Source organism: Streptomyces sp. NPDC104106, assembly GCF_055584345.1.
Genome location: NZ_JBVJMF010000007.1, coordinates 374,675 through 389,744 on the forward strand (window position 1 = coordinate 374,675; position 15,070 = coordinate 389,744).

A 15,070-nucleotide genomic window follows, 5' to 3' on the forward strand; every position below is an offset into this window, starting at 1 on the left:
AGTCCTGGCTCTCGGTGATCTGCTCGGGTTCGGTGTCCGTGCCGGGTGCCTCGGCCTCGGCCGGCTGCTGGGGCTCGGGTTCCGGGTGGGGTTCCCCGGTCTTCGCCTGGTCGTTGACGGCCTCGGCGTGGGTGTCCGGGGTGGTCGGGTGGGGGACCTTGACGTTGTCGAAGGCCGCTGCCACCAGGTCGTGGGTGTCGGGAGACTCCTGGCGGGGTTCGGGGAGTGTGGGGGTCGGGGTGGTGGGCTCGGCCGGCTGGGTCGGGAGGCGGGCCGCACCCTCTGCCTCGGCGGCTCGCCCCTTGCGTGAGCGGCCGAATGCGTTCCGCAGGAGAGTGAGAATGCCCATGTGCGCAACCCTTCGCGTGAGTTGATGCCCGTCGATCCCTGGCCACGACGGACACGTAAGGTTAGCGAAGCGCTCAGTGGGGGGACGCGAGCGACCGGGCCGCGGCGACCTCCTGTCGGAGGGGTTCCAGAACGCTGTCCGCCGGGCCGGTGAGATCCGTGCGAACCGGGGTCAACGTTTCGGCGTCGCGTACGCCCGCCGACAGCTCCCGGAGCTGGAGCGTGATCTGGGTGACCTCGGCCGGGGACGGCGCGGGTGCGCCCTGTCCCACGCGGACGCGGGCTGCCGTCGTCGCGTCCACGATGCGCTCCACGGCGACGACCAGCGGCCACCAGGCCGCTGCCCGGCGGCCGGTGGGCGGCGGTTCGGTCAGGGCCCGCTGGAACTCGGTGCGGACGACCGACAGATCGCGGTAGAGGCGGCGGCGCATGCGGGCCCGGGCGGCGGGGTCCGGGGCCGCACCGGTGGTGAAGGCCTCCTCCACGTACGCCGCCGTGTCCGCCACCGCGTCGGCCAGGCGGGCGCCGACCCTCGTGTGCCAGCTCTCCGGCCACAGCAGGTACCCGGCGACCAGGGCGATCGCGCAGCCCAGCAGGGAGTCCGTCAGGCGGGGCAGGAGCAGGGCGGTGCCCTGGTGGTTCAGGATGTCCGACAGGAGGAGGATGACCGGGGTGATCGCCGCCGTCTGGTAGCCGTAGCCCCTCGGGGTGAGGGCCGGGATCAGCGGGGCCAGTACGAGCATCGCCGGGACGTCCCACCAGCCCAGCGGGACCTCCGCCAGGACCACCGCCGCGATCACCAGGCCCGCCACCGTGCCGAGCGCGCGCAGCAGGGCGCGGGAGAAGACCGAGCCGAAGTCGGGCTTGAGGACGAAGGTGATCGTCAGGGCCACCCAGTACGAGCGCGGCACCGGGATCAGGGAGACCAGGGCCTGCGCGATGCCGATGCAGACGGCGAGGCGCAGGCCGTAGCGCCAGGAGTTGGCGGACAGTACGACGGTGCGCGCCGCGCTCGCGGTGCGGATGCCGAGGCCGGCCGGGCGGCCCAGGCGGTCGTCGATGCCTCGCGGGTCCACGTCCGGGGAGGCGACCACCCCGGCGGTGTGGCGCAGGGCGTGGTCCACCGCGCGAGCCGTCTCGGTCTGCGGGGCCGGCAGGTCCAGCGCCGTCGGACCGGTGTAGCCCGTCTCGACGGCGTGGGCCAGGTGGCGGACCGCCTCCGGGATCCGCGGCGGCAGGGGGCGGCCCGCCCAGTGGGCCGCGGGGGCCGCCTCCAGCACCGGCGTGATGGCGTTCAGCTGGGCGAGCAGCCGGGTGAGTTCGGGGCTGCGGCCGTGGTGGCGGGCGCGGCGGGCCAGGATCAGGTCGTAGGACTGGTTCAGGGACTGGGTGACGGCCTGGCGTGCCGTGTCGTACTCCTCCGTGCGGTCCGTGCCGGAGACGGCGAGGAGTGCGGCGACCGTGCGGTACGTGGCCGCCACCGCCGCGCGCTCCGGGACGCCCGAGCGCAACGGCCAGGCCAGCAGGGCGAGGAGGAGGACCAGGAGACCGCCGCCGGTCATCAGGACGGGCGCCAGCCACCAGGGGCGGGGGAGCGGAAGTCCGGCGCCCACCACGCAGTTCAGGAGCAGGAGCAGCCCGGAGACCGACGCGACCGCGCCGATGGTCGAGATCATTCCGGAGACCAGGGCCACGCCGGTGACGGCCGCCACCGCGTACCACCCGTGGCCGTAGACCAGCGTGCCCAGCGTGACGCCGACCGCGCCGAAGAGCTGGGGTACGGCGATGTTGAGGATGCGCATGCGGTAGGCGTCGGCGGTGTCGCCGATGACGCCGGACAGGGCGCCCATGGCGGCGAGGGCGCCGTAGGCGGGGTAGCCGGTGGTGAGGCCGATGACCAGGGGCAGGGCCAGGGCGATGGCGGCGCGCGCCACGGCGGGCCGGTTGACGGGGGCCTGCTGGGGTCGGAGGTTCCGGACCAGCCAGTCGGGAGGGGCGAGGCCGATGGGGAACTCTCGGGACATGGGTTCCATTATCCGGTTCCGGCCAGGTGTCCGGTTCCGGCCGGGTGTCCCGTCCACGTCGGGATTCGTGCCCCGTCGGGCCTCAGACCCGCGCCCGTGAGCGGGGCGTCTCCGACGCGGACACGGAGGTCGTCGCCCGGCGGCGGGTGAGCCGGCGCAGGCGGGCCAGCCGGTTCACGCGGTCCGGGCGGTCCGGGCGGTCCGGGCGTACGTTGCGGGTCAGCCAGGTGGTGGCCGCGGCGGCCAGGCCCAGGGCCAGCAGGAGCCAGGCGGTCGTGCGCAGGGTGGAGGTGAGGGTGTCGTAGACCGCGGCCGCGGCGGGGTGGGGGACGTCGGCCGGGAGGTCGGCGAGGGTCAGGGTGCGGCCGATGGAGAGGGCCAGGGCCAGCAGGGCGCCGCCCAGGGCCGTGCCCAGGGCGGTCGCGGTGATGGCGCGGCGCCGGCGGACGGCCAGCGCGATGCCCGTCGAGGCGAAGGTGAGCGCCGTGATCGGCAGCCAGAAGCCGGCCACTTCCAGCACGTGGAACCCCTTCCGGAAGGCGGCCAGTGCCCCACCGGGGAGCACGGCGACCGGAGTGTGCTCCACCGGGATGCGCGCGGCCAGCGGTACGTGGTCCTCGGCGAGCCGGCGCTTGACCGGGCCGGTGACGGAGGCGAGGTCGACGGTGACCGGCTCGCCGGCCGTCATGTCCCGCTCGTCGCGCAGGGCGCGCAGGACCGCGTCGTGGGTGACCCGGTTGCCGGTGTCCCAGGCCAGCCGGAAGGCGTCGGTCTGGGTGAAGGAGCGCACCGCGTCGTGTACGAAGGGCCGCACCGAGCCACCGGCCGGGTGGACGTCCATGTGCTGGTCCACCGCGCGCAGGATGCCGTCGCCGACCGTGTCCGCGACGGCGTCCCGCACGGCCGGGTCGGCGGCGAGCGGGGCCATCGTGGTGACGTAGCGGCCCGTGTCGACCAGCCCGTACGCGGCCCAGGCCGCCAGTGCGCCGAACGGCACGAGGAGGCAGGACAGGGTGATCAGCGCGGCCGACAGGCCGCTCCTGAGACGTGGGGACACGTTTCCAGGCAAGGGCCCTCGGGTCGCGCGCGCCAGCCGGGCGGGGCAACCGGGTGGCGCGCTGCGGTGGAGGGTTCGGCCGAACGGGTGTTTCCTGGTGCTAGGGAGACGGAGACCGGTGCGAGGGAGCGGTGGGGAAAGAGGGAAGAACAGGGGAGCGCATGGGCCCCGGCCGACGTGTTCGGCCGGGGCCCACGCACTGCGTCCCCCACCGGTCAGTGGATGCGGTGGCCGGCCGCGTCCTCGCGCGTGTAGTAGCGGTAGAAGGACACGGCGTACGTGCCCGCCGCCATGAAGAGCGAGACCAGCAGGATCACCCAGAACGCCGCGGTGGACTGGGAGTAGAGGAACCCGAACGCGGTTCCGATGAACACCGACCACAGCCCGGCGCGCAGCTCGCGCGGTACCCGTGGCGCGGCGACCAGGACGGCCGCCATCAGGACGGCGAAGACCAGCGCGGTGATGAACCCGAACGCGATGTTCCCGCCGGTGAGGGGGCCGCCGTAGCGCCGGTTGGTGGCCGCCCAGTAGCCGTAGACCAGGCCGAGCACGACCGGGACGGCGATGCGGCCGACGCGGTGGGTGCGCGCGTCGAAGATGTCGGGCGGACGGCCGGCGCGTGCGCCGGGTGCCCGGTCCTGGAGCTCCGGTGTCCGCCCGGGGCGGGACATTCCGCCGGGCGCGGGTGCCGCTTGAGCCATGAGAGCACTCCTCTCTCCTCGCCCCCGCCTTCCCAGGGCACACCCTGGGACCGCGGCCCGGCAAGTCGGCGTTAAGGGGCACGGACGCGGGTGCGGGAGACGCCGTGACGGAAGACGGCGTACGGGCGGGGGCGCCGGCCGCTCCGCTTCCGCGGCAGGAGCGTGCCTTGGTGCCGTCCCTGCTGCTCGCCGGTGTGGACGACGGCCGCCTTCGCCGTGCTCGCGATGGTGACGTACGTCGCCCTCGGCAGCGCCCGACCCGGCGAGCACCCGGCCCGCACGCGGTGGAGGCCGCCGCGCTGCCCGGCACCTTCCGCGAGGCCCGGTGCCACGGGTGGTGTCGTCCCCGAGCCGCCGCCCGCCGCTGGATGTTCGCGGTCCTTGAGGCGCGCGTGGGCAGCCGCAGCGGTTACGGTGCTGGCTGGAAGCAAGCCGTAATCACGGGCCGCGCGGGGGCACAGCCGTCGCGGGGTCCGCCGGCCGCTCAGGGCCGACAGGGGGAGGGACGATGCCCGGAACCGTGCTGCTGCTCGCGGCCTCGCCGCTGGGCAGGGGGCGCCTGGTGGACGCGGCCGGTGTGCTGCCGGTGCTGGCCGCGGTCGCCCCGGCCGTACTGTCCGGCACCGAGACCGCCAACGTGGTCGAACTCGCCGATCCGCTGGAGCCGCAGGCCGTGCTGACCCGGCTGCGCGCCGCGGCGGCCTCGCCCGGACCGCTGACCGTGTACATCGCCGGGCAGGTGCAGCTGGACCGCAAGCAGCGGCTGCCGCATCTGGCGCTGGCCCGCACCACCGCGGCGACCGTGCGCTACACCGCGCTGCCGTGGCACTGGGTCCGTGACGAGCTGCGGCTGCGCTCCGCCGCGGACACGGCGCTGCTCCTGGATCTGCACGCGGACGCGGAGGCGTGGCGGTACGTCGCCGAGCGGGGGCTGGACTGCGGGCCCAACGCGGCGGTGTACGGCCGGGTGGCGCCGGCGCCGGGCCGGCGGGGTCCGGCCGAGCCGGCGTACATGAAGGCCGTGGCGACGGTGCTGCGCAGCGGGCACCGGCCGCCGCTCGCCCGGTTGCACGAGCAGGCGTTGGCCCGTATCGCCGAGTCCGGTGCGGGCCGGGACCTCGTGTTCGCCCACCCGCCCGCGCGCCCCGTGAGTCCCGGCCGCCCGGCCGGCCCCGGCACCCGGCCTCCTCACCCCGTTCCCCCGCAGGCCGCCCGCCTCCAGCCTCACCCGGCGCCCGCGGACGCCCTTGCACCGGGTCCCGGCACCGGCTCACCCGGTCCCCGCGCCGCCGGGCAGGATCCGCACACCCTCATCAGCGCCGCCGTCCAGGACGGCCGGCACGCGGAGGCGGACGCACTGGCCGCGCGCCTCGAAGCCGGTGCCGTACGGGCGCACGGAGTGGCCTCCGCCGAGGCGCTGCACTGGGCCGAAGTGCGGGCCGATCTCGCGATGTTCGCGGGGGACGCGGTGGGGAGCTGCCGGGCGTGGCTGGCGGTGGCCGGGGTGCGGCTGGCCGCCGGGCAGGCGGTGGACGCGCCCGCCGTGGAGGCCGCCGTGGACCGGGCGCACCACCAGTGGGGCCGGATCGCGGACGCGGCGCTGGCCCGCGAACTCGGGCCCGCGCTCGCTGAGTTGCGGCTGCGGGTGCCGGGCCGCCGGGAGGGCGCGCTGGAGAACGTGCAGCGGCAGCTGCGCCAACTCCAGGCAGTGGCCCGGTAGTTCCGTATCCGGTGACCGGCCGCGGCGAAGGCCGGCTCAGGCCGCCGGCAGCAGGGCCAGCGCTCCCGAGACGAGGGTGCGCACACCCGGCGCGATCACCGACAGGTCGGGCGCGAAGTGCGGGCTGTGGTTGCTCGGGACGGCCGCGAACCTCTCCGGGAACGTGTCGCCGGGAGCCTGCTCCCACACGTGCGCCGGGGTGGTCGTCACGAACCAGTACGCGTACGGGACGGCGCCGTCGAGCGCGAGCTGGGGGAAGTCCTCGCTGCCCATCGCGGGACCCGGGTCGAACACCGTCTCCGGGCCGAACACCTCGCCGTGCACGGCGGCCACGGCGGCGTCGGTGGCCGCGTCGTTCACGGTGACCGGGAAGGTGTTGCCGACGGTGACCTCGGGTTCGCGCGGGCAGCCCGCCGCCAGGCACTCGCCGCGGGCGATGCGCTCGATCGCGGCCAGCATCCGCTGCCGTACCTCCTCGGTCTGGCTGCGCAGGTTGAGCGAGACGCGCGCCGTCGACGGGATGATGTTGTGCCGGGTGCCCGCCTCGATCCGGCCCACGGTGAGCACCGCCGACTCGCCCGCGGCGATCTCCCGCGAGACGACCGTCTGCAGGCGGGTGACCAGGTAGGCGGCCGTCACCACCGGGTCCACCGCCGCCTCCGGGCGCGAGCCGTGCCCGCCCCGGCCGTGCACGACGATGTCCACGTCCGTCGCCGCCGACATGATCAGGCCGGGCGCGTGCGGGTACAGGCCCGCCGGGCCGGGGGCCGCGTGCTGGCCGAGCAGGACGTCCGGGCGCCCGAAGCGCTCGTACAGCCCGTCGGCGACCATGCGGGCCGCGCCCTGGCCGGACTCCTCGGCGGGCTGGCCCACCACCAGCAGCGTGCCGCGCCAGGTGTCCCGCCCGGCGGCCAGCGCCCGGGCGGCCCCGGCCAGCCAGGTGACGTGCAGATCGTGCCCGCAGGCGTGCATCACGCCGTCCGTCTCGGAGGCGTACGGCAGCCCGGTCTCCTCGCGCACCGGCAGCGCGTCCATGTCGGCGCGCAGCAGCACGACCGGCCCGTCGCCGTTGCGCAGCCGGCCCACGACACCGGTGCCGCCGACCCCCTCGGCGGTCTCGAACCCGGCGCTCTCCAGCCGACCGGCCAGCGTGCCCGCGGTGCGGTGCTCGCGCAGGGACAGCTCTGGGTGGCGGTGCAGATCCCGGTAGAGGTCCTCCAGGTCCGGCACCGGGAGGTCGGCGGTCAGGTCGAGGGCGGTACGCGCGGCTGCGGAGGACATGGCGGCAGCGTAGGCCTCCTCGGCGGGAGAGGGCAGCCCCCGTCCGACACCGGTCACCTCGTGCCCGATCTGGTGATCGCGGCGAAGGGCCCGGATTCCCGGACTCACCGGCGTGCCGGTGCCGCTGCCGCCTGCGGGGCCCGGCTCTGGCCGGCCGGGGCCGGGTCGGCGTGAGCCGGTACCGCGTTCGCCGCCGTGACCAGTGCCGCCACGGCGACGACCGCCGCGGCGACACTCCGGGCATACCTGGTGGGACGTCCGTAGGGGGCGGGCGTACGTCCTTGCACGGCGACCTCGCAACACAACGGCGACGAACACGACAGCGACGTGTTAAGCGCGCTTGATCCGCCGTTTAACCTAGGGCTGCAAGGGTCGAACGGCAAGGGGCCCAAAGGGAGTTGGGGGGATCCGGCGGATGCGGGAACGGGACGATCCGGAGGTCATCGGGCGGCGCGTACAGCACCTGCGCACGCAGCAGGGGCTCACCCAGCGGCAGCTGGCCGAACCCGCCTACACGCCCGCCTACATCTCCACCGTGGAGGCCGGCCGGGTGCGGGCCTCGGACGAGGCGCTGCGGCACATCGCCGGGCGGCTCGGCGTGGCCTTCGAGGAGCTGGCCGTCGGGCGGCCCGCCCACCTCGCCACCGACCTCAGACTGCGGCTCACCGAGGCCCAGCGGGTGCTCGCCGACGGCCGGGCCGAGGAGGCCGCCGTCCAGTACGACGCCCTGCTCGCGGAGGCCGGGACGCACGATCTGGGCGCGGAGCAGGCGACCGCGCTCCTCGGGCTCGGCGAATGCGCCCTGGAGACGGGCGAGTTGACGCGAGCCCGGGACTTCTTCGAACGGGCCGAGGCCCGGCTCGCGGACGAGTCCCTCCCGGTGCGCGTGCCCGCGCTGCGCGGCCGGGCCGTCTCCCACTACCTCGCCGGAGAGCTGCGCTACGCCGTCTACCTGCTCGAAACGGCCCTCGACGAGTTGAACCGGGGCGGACTGCACGACCCGGACGCCCTGCTCCTGCTCTACGCCAGCGTCATCGGCCCGTACATGGACATGGGCGCGCACGCGCGTGCCGCGCAGGCCGCCGAGTTCGCCCTCGCGCTCGCCCCGCAGGCCGGTGACCAGGCGCTGATCGCCCGGATGCACCGCTCGGTGGCCCGCACCCTGCTCGCCGAGGGCCGCCTCGCCGAGGCCGACGCCTCCCTCGCCAAGGCGGCCGACCTGTACCGCCGGCTGCGGCTGCGCACCGAGCTGGCCAACTGCCACTGGATGCGCGGCTACGTCTGCGCGCAGAACGGCGAACTGGACCGCGCCGAAGCGGAGCTGCGGCAGGCGTACACCATGCTCTCGGAGAGCCGGGCCGCCCTGTACCGCAGCCAGACCGCCGTCGAACTGGCCGACGTCCTCCACCGCCGCGGCAAGTCCGCCGAGGCGGCGGTCTTGCTGGAAGGGGTCCTCGGCGACTTCTCCTCCGAACGCGGCGCCGTGCACTCCGCAGCGGCCCACCGCCTCCTCGGGATCATCGCCGAGGACGCCCGCGACACCGAGGCCGCCGAGGAGCACTACGTCCGCGCGCTCAGCCTGCTGGAACGCGCGGGCGCCGCCGGCGACCTCGCCGACCTGTGCCGTCTCCTCGGCGACCTCCTGCGCCGCACCGGCCGCACCGAGGCCGCCCTGGACGCCTACCGCACCGGCCTCGGCCACCGCACCGCCCCCGGCACCACCACCCTGGGCCCTGCGCCGGCGCAGCCGCCCCTGTGACACCCGCGCGGACGGCGAGCGCGGTCGGGGTCAGGCCTGGGCCCGGCCCTGGCGGTGGGCGTCCGCCAGGCGCAGCGCGCCCACCTGGACGGCGGCCTGGGTCGCGCCGTTGGGTACGTCGCCCAGGCCGCCGTTGGTGAACGCGAAGGCGTCCTGGCCGACCCGGACGGCGGCCAGCTCCAGCGTGAGCACGGCGTTCCGCCCGTCGCCGAGCGTGGTGGCGATGCTGATGTGCAGGCCCTGGCGGGCGTCGCCGACCTCGGGCAGCGCGGCGCCGTCGACCCGTACGTCCTCCACCAGCCCGTTCTCGGTGGTGGCCGTGAACCGCGCGCACCGCTGCGGCAGCGTCTTCAGCCAGGCGAGGTCCGCGTCGACGTCGGCGGGGCGGCGGGCGCCGATCTGGTAGCGCAGCTGGGCGTCGGTGTCGGCGTCGTCCAGGCCGATCGCGGCGCGGGCCGGGCCGCCGAGGAGTTGGTCGGTGTACAGCACGTCCATCAGGCGGGAGCACTCCCCGGCCGAGCTGGTCGCCTTCAGCAGCCCGTCCCGCCAGGTGGCCGCCCCGCGGGTCGCCGTCCAGGGGGCGCCGAGGTCGGCCTGGGTGAGGAGCGCGCCCCGGACCTGCTCGTCGGTGAGCGCGGCGCCGTTCGGCCGGCCGGACGACCGCGGTATCGGGGTCGGCCGGTCGATCGCGGGCAGGGGCTGCGGCGCGGTCGCCGGGTGGTTCAGGCCGAGGGCCGCGCAGCCGCCGACGGCGATGAGACCGGCGGCGATGAGGGCGAGCCGGAGTCGGGGGCGGGCGCGTATCGCCTCGATCAACGAGGTCAGCGCACGCAGCGAGGTCAGCGAGGTCAAGGAGGTCAACGGGGGTCTCGACGGCATCGGGCTGCCTCCGGGAGTGCGGGACGGCGGGTGCCTGGGGCGGGGTTCTGCCGGTGGGTGCCTGCTCTCACGGCACCACCGCCCCGCCCGCCCCACCAGCGCTCCGGGCCGTACGGGTGAGGGGCCCGGCGGGCGCGGGGAGCGGGACGGGGAAATTCCCTCGACCCGCGGGCACCGGTGCCGCTACGGTCGCCGCATGCAGCGCGCCCAGCAGTGCCCGTCGAGCACGACGACGCCGGAGACCGTCCCGGCGCGCTGACACCTGACCAGCAGCATCGAAGCCCCGGGGCGAGCGCCCCGGGGCTTCGGCGTACCCGTCCCCCGGTTCCTCGCTCCCTTCCGGAGAGGAACCCCATGAACGACCGGCTTCCCGATCACCGCCGCCTCGGCCGCGAACTCGGCCTGTTCGACACCGACCCGCTGATGGGCGCGGGCCTGCCGTACTGGCTCCCGGACGGCGCGGTGGTCCGGCACACCCTGGAGGAGTACATCCGCGAGGCCGAACGCCGGGCCGGCTACCGGCACGTGTACTCGCCCGCGCTCGGCAAACGCGAGCTGTACGAGATCTCCGGGCACTGGGACCACTACCGCGACGACATGTACCCGCCCATGCGGCTGGGCCCGAACGGGTCCGACGAGGTCGTGCTGCGCCCCAGCCTGTGCCCCCACCACGCGCTGATCTACCGCTCCCGCTCCCACAGCTACCGCGAACTGCCGCTGCGCATCGCCGAGTTGGGCGGCATGCACCGCGCCGAACTCTCCGGCGTGCTCGGCGGTCTGACCCGGGTCCGCGCCATCCAGCTCAACGACGCGCACATCTTCTGCACCCTGGAGCAGGCGGTGGACGAGGCCCGCGCCGCCCTGGAGCTGATCGCCCGCGCCTACGCCGACCTCGGCATCGAGGCCGTACGCCACCGGCTGTCGCTGCCCGGCGAGGGCGGCAAGTACGTGGCCGACCCCGAGCTGTGGCGGCGGGCCACCGCGCTGCTGCGGCAGGTCCTCGACGCGGCCGGGGTGGACTACGAGGAGGCCGAGGGCGAGGCCGCGTTCTACGGCCCGAAGATCGACGTGCAGATCGCCGACCCGGCCGGCCGCGAGTCCACCCTGTCCACCGTGCAGATCGACTTCCACCAGCCCGCCCGCTTCGGCCTGCACTACATCGGCGCCGACGGCGCGCGGCACCGCCCGGTGATGGTCCACCGCAGCATCATCGGCAGCGTCGAACGGGCCGTCGCCCACCTGATCGAGGCCCACCGGGGCGCCTTCCCGGCCTGGCTCGCGCCGGTGCAGCTGGTCGTGCTGCCGGTCGGCGAGGAGCAGGCCGGCCAGGCGGCGGACGTCGTCCGTGACGCGGTGGCGCTGGGCCTGCGGGCCGAGTCGGCCGGCCCCGCCGAGGGCACCCTCGGCGCCCGCGTCCGGGCCGCCCGCCTGGTGCCGTACCAGGTGGTCGTCGGCGCCCGGGAGGCCTCGCGCGGCCTGGCCGCCGTACGGCTGCGGGACGGCCGCCGGACCGGGGAGCTGCCGGTGCCGGAGCTGCTGCGCCGGATCGCGGACCGGGTCGCGGCGCGCGGCACCGCCCTGTGGGAGTGACGGGCCTGATCTAAGGTCGGCTCGACGGAAGGAGTACGCCGTGACCGGTCAGCCCACCCCCGTGATCATCGACTGCGACACGGGCGTCGACGACGCCCTCGCCCTGCTGTTCGCCGTACGCCACCCCGGGATCGACCTGAGGGCCGTGACCTGCGTGGCCGGGAACACGGACGTCGACGGCGTGGTCCGCAACACGCTGACCGTGCTGGAGCAGGCGGGCGCCCCCGACATCCCGGTGGGCCGGGGCGCCGCCCGCCCGCTGATCGAGCCGGCCCGCTCGGCGCGGCACGTCCACGGCGCCGACGGCATGGGCGACCTCGGCCTGCCCGCGCCGAAGCGCACCGCGTCCGAACTGGACGCCGTGTCCCTGCTGCGCCGGGAGATCCTCGCCTCCCCGCGCCCGGTCACGCTCGTGCCCACCGCGCCCCTGACCAACATCGCCCTGCTGCTGCGCACCCACCCGGAGGTGACCGGCAACATCGAGCGGATCGTCTTCATGGGCGGGGCGGTGGAGACCGGGAACGCCACACCGGTCGCCGAGTTCAACGTCTGGCACGACCCGGAGGCGGCGGCGATCCTGCTCACCGCCGGGGTGCCGATCACCATGTACGGCCTCGACGTCTTCCGGCAGGTCGTCGTGGCCGCCCCGGACGTCCACCGGCTGCGCACGAGCGGCGAGCCCGGCACCCGGCTGGCCGGCGAACTCCTCGCCCACCGGCCGGCCCACCAGGGCGAGCCCCCCGAGGCGGAGGAGGCGGGCGGCCTCGGCGACGCGGGCGCGGTGTGCGCGGTCGCCGACCCGGGCGGCATCACCACCCGGCTGCTGCCGGTCGAGGTCTGTCTGGCCCCCGGTCCGTCCCGCGGCCAGACGATCGTCGACCGCCGTCCGCGCCCCGGCGAGTCGGAGATCCACGAGGGCGTCCGCGAACAGCCCCTGGTGGACGTGGCGTTGGAGGTGGACGTACGGCGGTACGCGCAGCTGTACTTGGAGACGGTGGCGCGGTCCTAGTGCCGGGGCAGGCAACGTTCGCCCCGTCGCGACGCCCGGCACGCTCCCCCGCTGCGCGGGAGGTGCCCCCACTCGCCGCACCGGCCGAAAGCCCACGTACGCCCAGTACGAGGACTTCCGGCCGGCACGCCGACAGCACGCACCGGACGCCGCTCCTTGACGGGCAAACGTTGCCTGCGGGGACACTAGAGCGGGCCGCGCGGATGTGCCCGAAGAGCCGGTACGGAGCCCGAACGGAGCCCGCATGGCAGGCGTCTCGCCGGATCACGAGTCCCAGCACCCCGACCTCTCCCCGAAGAACCCCGACTGGTGGCGGCAGGCCGTCGTCTACCAGGTGTACCCCCGCAGCTTCGCCGACGCCGACGGTGACGGCCTCGGTGACCTGCGGGGCGTCACCGAGCGGATGGGCCACCTCGCCGCGCTCGGCGTCGACGCCCTGTGGCTGAGCCCCTTCTACCCCTCCGAACTCGCCGACGGCGGATACGACGTCGCCGACCACCGGGACGTCGACCCCCGCCTCGGCACCCTGGACGACTTCGACGCGCTGGTCGCCGAGGCGCACCGGCTCGGCCTGAAGGTCGTGGTCGACATTGTCCCGAACCACACCTCCCATCTGCACCCGTGGTTCCAGCAGGCGCTGCGGGCCGGACCCGGGTCACGGGCCCGCGACCGCTACGTGTTCCGCCCGGGCAGGGGCGCGCACGGCGAACTCCCGCCCACCGACTGGCAGTCCGTGTTCGGCGGCAGCGCCTGGCAGCGCACCGCGGACGGCGACTGGTACCTGCACCTCTTCGCCCCCGAGCAGCCCGACCTGAACTGGGCCGACGAGGAAGTGCGCGCCGACTTCCGGGCCACCCTGCGCTTCTGGGCCGACCGGGGCGTCGACGGCTTCCGCGTCGACGTCGCCCACGGCCTCGCCAAGGACCTCGCCGAGCCGCTGCGCGACACCGGGGACATCGGCGCCACCGGCGAGGAGTCCCTGCCGCGCGTCCCGCCCGGCAGCCACCCGTACTGGGACCGTGACGAGGTCCACGAGATCTACCGCGACTGGCGCACCCTCCTCGACGCCTACTCCCCGCCGCGCACCGCCGTCGCCGAGGCCTGGGTGCCCGGCGCCCGCCGCACCCTGTACGCCCGCCCCGACGAGCTGGGCCAGGCCTTCAACTTCGAGTACCTCCAGGCGCCGTGGGACGCCGACGAACTGCGTGAACTGATCAGCGCCGCGCTCGCGGGCGCCCGCGCCGCCGGTGCGCCGGCCACCTGGGTGCTGTCCAACCACGACGTCGTCCGCCACGCCTCCCGCCTCGTGCTCCCGCCCGGCACCGACCCGGCGGCCTGGCTGCTGTCGGACGGCACGGCCCCGCGCGTCGACCCCGCCGCCGGCCTGCGCCGGGCCCGCGCGGCGACGCTGCTGATGCTGGCGCTGCCGGGCTCGGCGTACCTCTACCAGGGCGAGGAGCTGGGCCTCCCCGAGGTCGCCGACCTGCCCGCCGCGGCCCTCCAGGACCCCGTCTGGGAGCAGACCGGCCACACCCGCAAGGGCCGCGACGGCTGCCGGGTCCCCCTGCCCTGGACCCCGGCCGGCCCGTCCTACGGCTTCGGCCCCGGCCCCGCCTGGCTGCCCCAGCCGCCGTCCTTCGCCTCCTACGCCGTCGAGGCCCAGACCGGCGCGGACGGCTCCACCCTGGAGCTGTACCGCACGGCCCTGCGCCTGCGCCGCAAACTGCTGGAGGGGGAGGAGCTGACCTGGTCCACCGCCGACGCGCCCGGCGTCCTGGACTTCGTCCGCTCCCCGGCGTGGCGCTGTGTCACCAACCTCGGTGCGGAGCCGGTGCCGTTGCCGCCGGGCGAGCCGCTGCTGGCGAGCGCGCCGCTGGACGGGAGCGGGGTGCTCGCGCCGGACACGACGGTGTGGCTGTCGTAGACCACAACCCCGCCGGACCGCCCACCCCGCCGGACCGCCCACCCCGCCGGGCCGCCTACCCCGCCGAGGGCGCCGGACTCGCTCCCGGCGAGGCACCGGCGATCCCGTTGATGTCCACCGGCGTGGACGTCGGGTTCGGCGGCGGTGTCAGCACCACCTCCGGCTGACCCGCCGGCGGCGGCGGGGGCGTCAGGTCGGAGTTGGGCAGCTTCGGCGGGGTCGTCTGCAGGAAGAGCGTCTGGTCGAAGTCGACCAGACCGGTCTTCTCCATCACCGTCATGTGGTCGAGCACGGTGTTGTTCGCCTGGTCGGCGAGTGCTCGTACCAGCGTGTTCTTCGTGGTGGAGCGGATCTTCGAGATGGTGTTGAAGATCGCGCCGTGGGTCATGCGCAGGATGTTGGCGAAGTCGCTGTCGAACTTGCTCCCGCTGTCGGCCTGCAACTGCCGGACGAACCCCTCCTGTTGGGGGCTCGCGATGTTGGGCAGCGTGATGTTCAGCATCGGGGCGATCTTCCGGCACGTGGTGTCCAGTGCCGCGTGGCCGTCGACCAGGTGCTCGCTGGCCGTCTTCACCGCCGGGATGGTGCCCTTCTGGAGCCCCATCTGCCCCACCGGGTACTCCCACAGACCGGCGGCGCGTACCTTCACCACGAAGTCCCGGTCCTGCTCGGTCAGCGGCCCCCACTGCGTGTTGGCGATGACCCGGTCCTGGGCGGTGGTGGCCGTGCTCAGGCCGAGCATGCCCGGGTAGGCCAGGGCCGCGAGGGTCACCGCCAT

At 75.3% G+C, this 15,070-nt stretch carries 11 protein-coding genes and 1 pseudogene; 5 read left to right on the forward strand and 7 right to left on the reverse strand.

Going from position 1 to position 15,070, the window contains the following annotated elements; all coding sequences use genetic code 11:
* The 4 genes and pseudogenes from ACZ60X_RS19700 to ACZ60X_RS19715 all read right to left on the reverse strand — a co-directional run.
* Positions 1-349: pseudogene (locus ACZ60X_RS19700) on the reverse strand (VWA domain-containing protein); the annotation flags it as partial.
* Between the two features lie 73 nt (positions 350-422).
* Positions 423-2,372, reverse strand: coding sequence for an FUSC family protein (locus ACZ60X_RS19705; protein WP_469599898.1), 1,950 nt, complete (start codon positions 2,370-2,372; stop codon positions 423-425).
* An 82-nt stretch (positions 2,373-2,454) separates the two neighbouring features.
* A complete protein-coding gene (locus ACZ60X_RS19710) occupies positions 2,455-3,429 on the reverse strand; it encodes a hypothetical protein (protein ID WP_469599900.1) in 975 nt (324 codons plus the stop codon).
* 215 nt (positions 3,430-3,644) lie between these two features.
* On the reverse strand, positions 3,645-4,130 hold the full coding sequence (locus ACZ60X_RS19715) for a hypothetical protein (protein ID WP_469599902.1): 486 nt from the start codon (positions 4,128-4,130) through the stop codon (positions 3,645-3,647).
* A gap of 508 nt (positions 4,131-4,638) precedes the next feature.
* On the opposite strand from ACZ60X_RS19715, the gene ACZ60X_RS19720 reads away from it, so the two are divergent.
* Positions 4,639-5,850 carry a hypothetical protein gene (locus tag ACZ60X_RS19720; protein WP_469599904.1) on the forward strand — a complete coding sequence of 404 codons (1,212 nt, stop codon included), beginning with the start codon at positions 4,639-4,641 and terminating at the stop codon, positions 5,848-5,850.
* Between the two features lie 36 nt (positions 5,851-5,886).
* On the opposite strand, the gene ACZ60X_RS19725 is transcribed toward ACZ60X_RS19720, so the two are convergent.
* Positions 5,887-7,131: an amidohydrolase gene (locus ACZ60X_RS19725; RefSeq protein ID WP_469599906.1), complete on the reverse strand. Its 1,245-nt coding sequence runs from the start codon at positions 7,129-7,131 to the stop codon at positions 5,887-5,889.
* Positions 7,132-7,546: 415 nt separating this feature from the next.
* Here ACZ60X_RS19725 and ACZ60X_RS19730 point away from each other — a divergent pair, with 415 nt between their 5' ends.
* Positions 7,547-8,890: a helix-turn-helix domain-containing protein gene (locus tag ACZ60X_RS19730; protein WP_469599908.1), complete on the forward strand. Its 1,344-nt coding sequence runs from the start codon at positions 7,547-7,549 to the stop codon at positions 8,888-8,890.
* Between the two features lie 30 nt (positions 8,891-8,920).
* Here ACZ60X_RS19730 and ACZ60X_RS19735 read toward each other — a convergent pair whose 3' ends face one another.
* Positions 8,921-9,751, reverse strand: a complete 831-nt coding sequence (locus ACZ60X_RS19735; RefSeq protein WP_469599910.1) for a hypothetical protein — start codon at positions 9,749-9,751, stop codon at positions 8,921-8,923.
* Between the two features lie 372 nt (positions 9,752-10,123).
* Between ACZ60X_RS19735 and thrS the strand changes: the two genes are divergently transcribed.
* The 3 genes from thrS (at position 10,124) to ACZ60X_RS19750 (ending at position 14,292) form a co-directional block, all read left to right on the forward strand.
* Entirely contained in the window at positions 10,124-11,359 is a 1,236-nt protein-coding gene (thrS, locus tag ACZ60X_RS19740; RefSeq protein WP_469599912.1) for a threonine--tRNA ligase, read from the forward strand.
* Positions 11,360-11,399: 40 nt separating this feature from the next.
* The gene (locus ACZ60X_RS19745) at positions 11,400-12,368 is read left to right on the forward strand and encodes a nucleoside hydrolase (RefSeq protein WP_469599914.1); all 969 of its coding nucleotides are present in this window, start codon (positions 11,400-11,402) and stop codon (positions 12,366-12,368) included.
* 244 nt (positions 12,369-12,612) lie between these two features.
* The gene (locus tag ACZ60X_RS19750; RefSeq protein ID WP_469599916.1) at positions 12,613-14,292 is read left to right on the forward strand and encodes a glycoside hydrolase family 13 protein; all 1,680 of its coding nucleotides are present in this window, start codon (positions 12,613-12,615) and stop codon (positions 14,290-14,292) included.
* A gap of 55 nt (positions 14,293-14,347) precedes the next feature.
* On the opposite strand, the gene ACZ60X_RS19755 is transcribed toward ACZ60X_RS19750, so the two are convergent.
* On the reverse strand, positions 14,348-15,070 hold the full coding sequence (locus tag ACZ60X_RS19755; RefSeq protein WP_469600069.1) for a DUF4142 domain-containing protein: 723 nt from the start codon (positions 15,068-15,070) through the stop codon (positions 14,348-14,350).

Excerpts from the sequence above, each read along its gene's own strand:
- ACZ60X_RS19705 (WP_469599898.1), bottom strand. The coding sequence starts at position 2,372 with ATGTCCCGAGAGTTCCCCATCGGCCTCGCCCCTCCCGACTGGCTGGTC.
- ACZ60X_RS19715 (WP_469599902.1), bottom strand. The coding sequence starts at position 4,130 with ATGGCTCAAGCGGCACCCGCGCCCGGCGGAATGTCCCGCCCCGGGCGG.
- ACZ60X_RS19720 (WP_469599904.1), top strand. The coding sequence starts at position 4,639 with ATGCCCGGAACCGTGCTGCTGCTCGCGGCCTCGCCGCTGGGCAGGGGG.
- ACZ60X_RS19725 (WP_469599906.1), bottom strand. The coding sequence starts at position 7,131 with ATGTCCTCCGCAGCCGCGCGTACCGCCCTCGACCTGACCGCCGACCTC.
- ACZ60X_RS19730 (WP_469599908.1), top strand. The coding sequence starts at position 7,547 with ATGCGGGAACGGGACGATCCGGAGGTCATCGGGCGGCGCGTACAGCAC.
- thrS (WP_469599912.1), top strand. The coding sequence starts at position 10,124 with ATGAACGACCGGCTTCCCGATCACCGCCGCCTCGGCCGCGAACTCGGC.
- ACZ60X_RS19750 (WP_469599916.1), top strand. The coding sequence starts at position 12,613 with ATGGCAGGCGTCTCGCCGGATCACGAGTCCCAGCACCCCGACCTCTCC.
- ACZ60X_RS19755 (WP_469600069.1), bottom strand. The coding sequence starts at position 15,070 with ATGGCGGTGACCCTCGCGGCCCTGGCCTACCCGGGCATGCTCGGCCTG.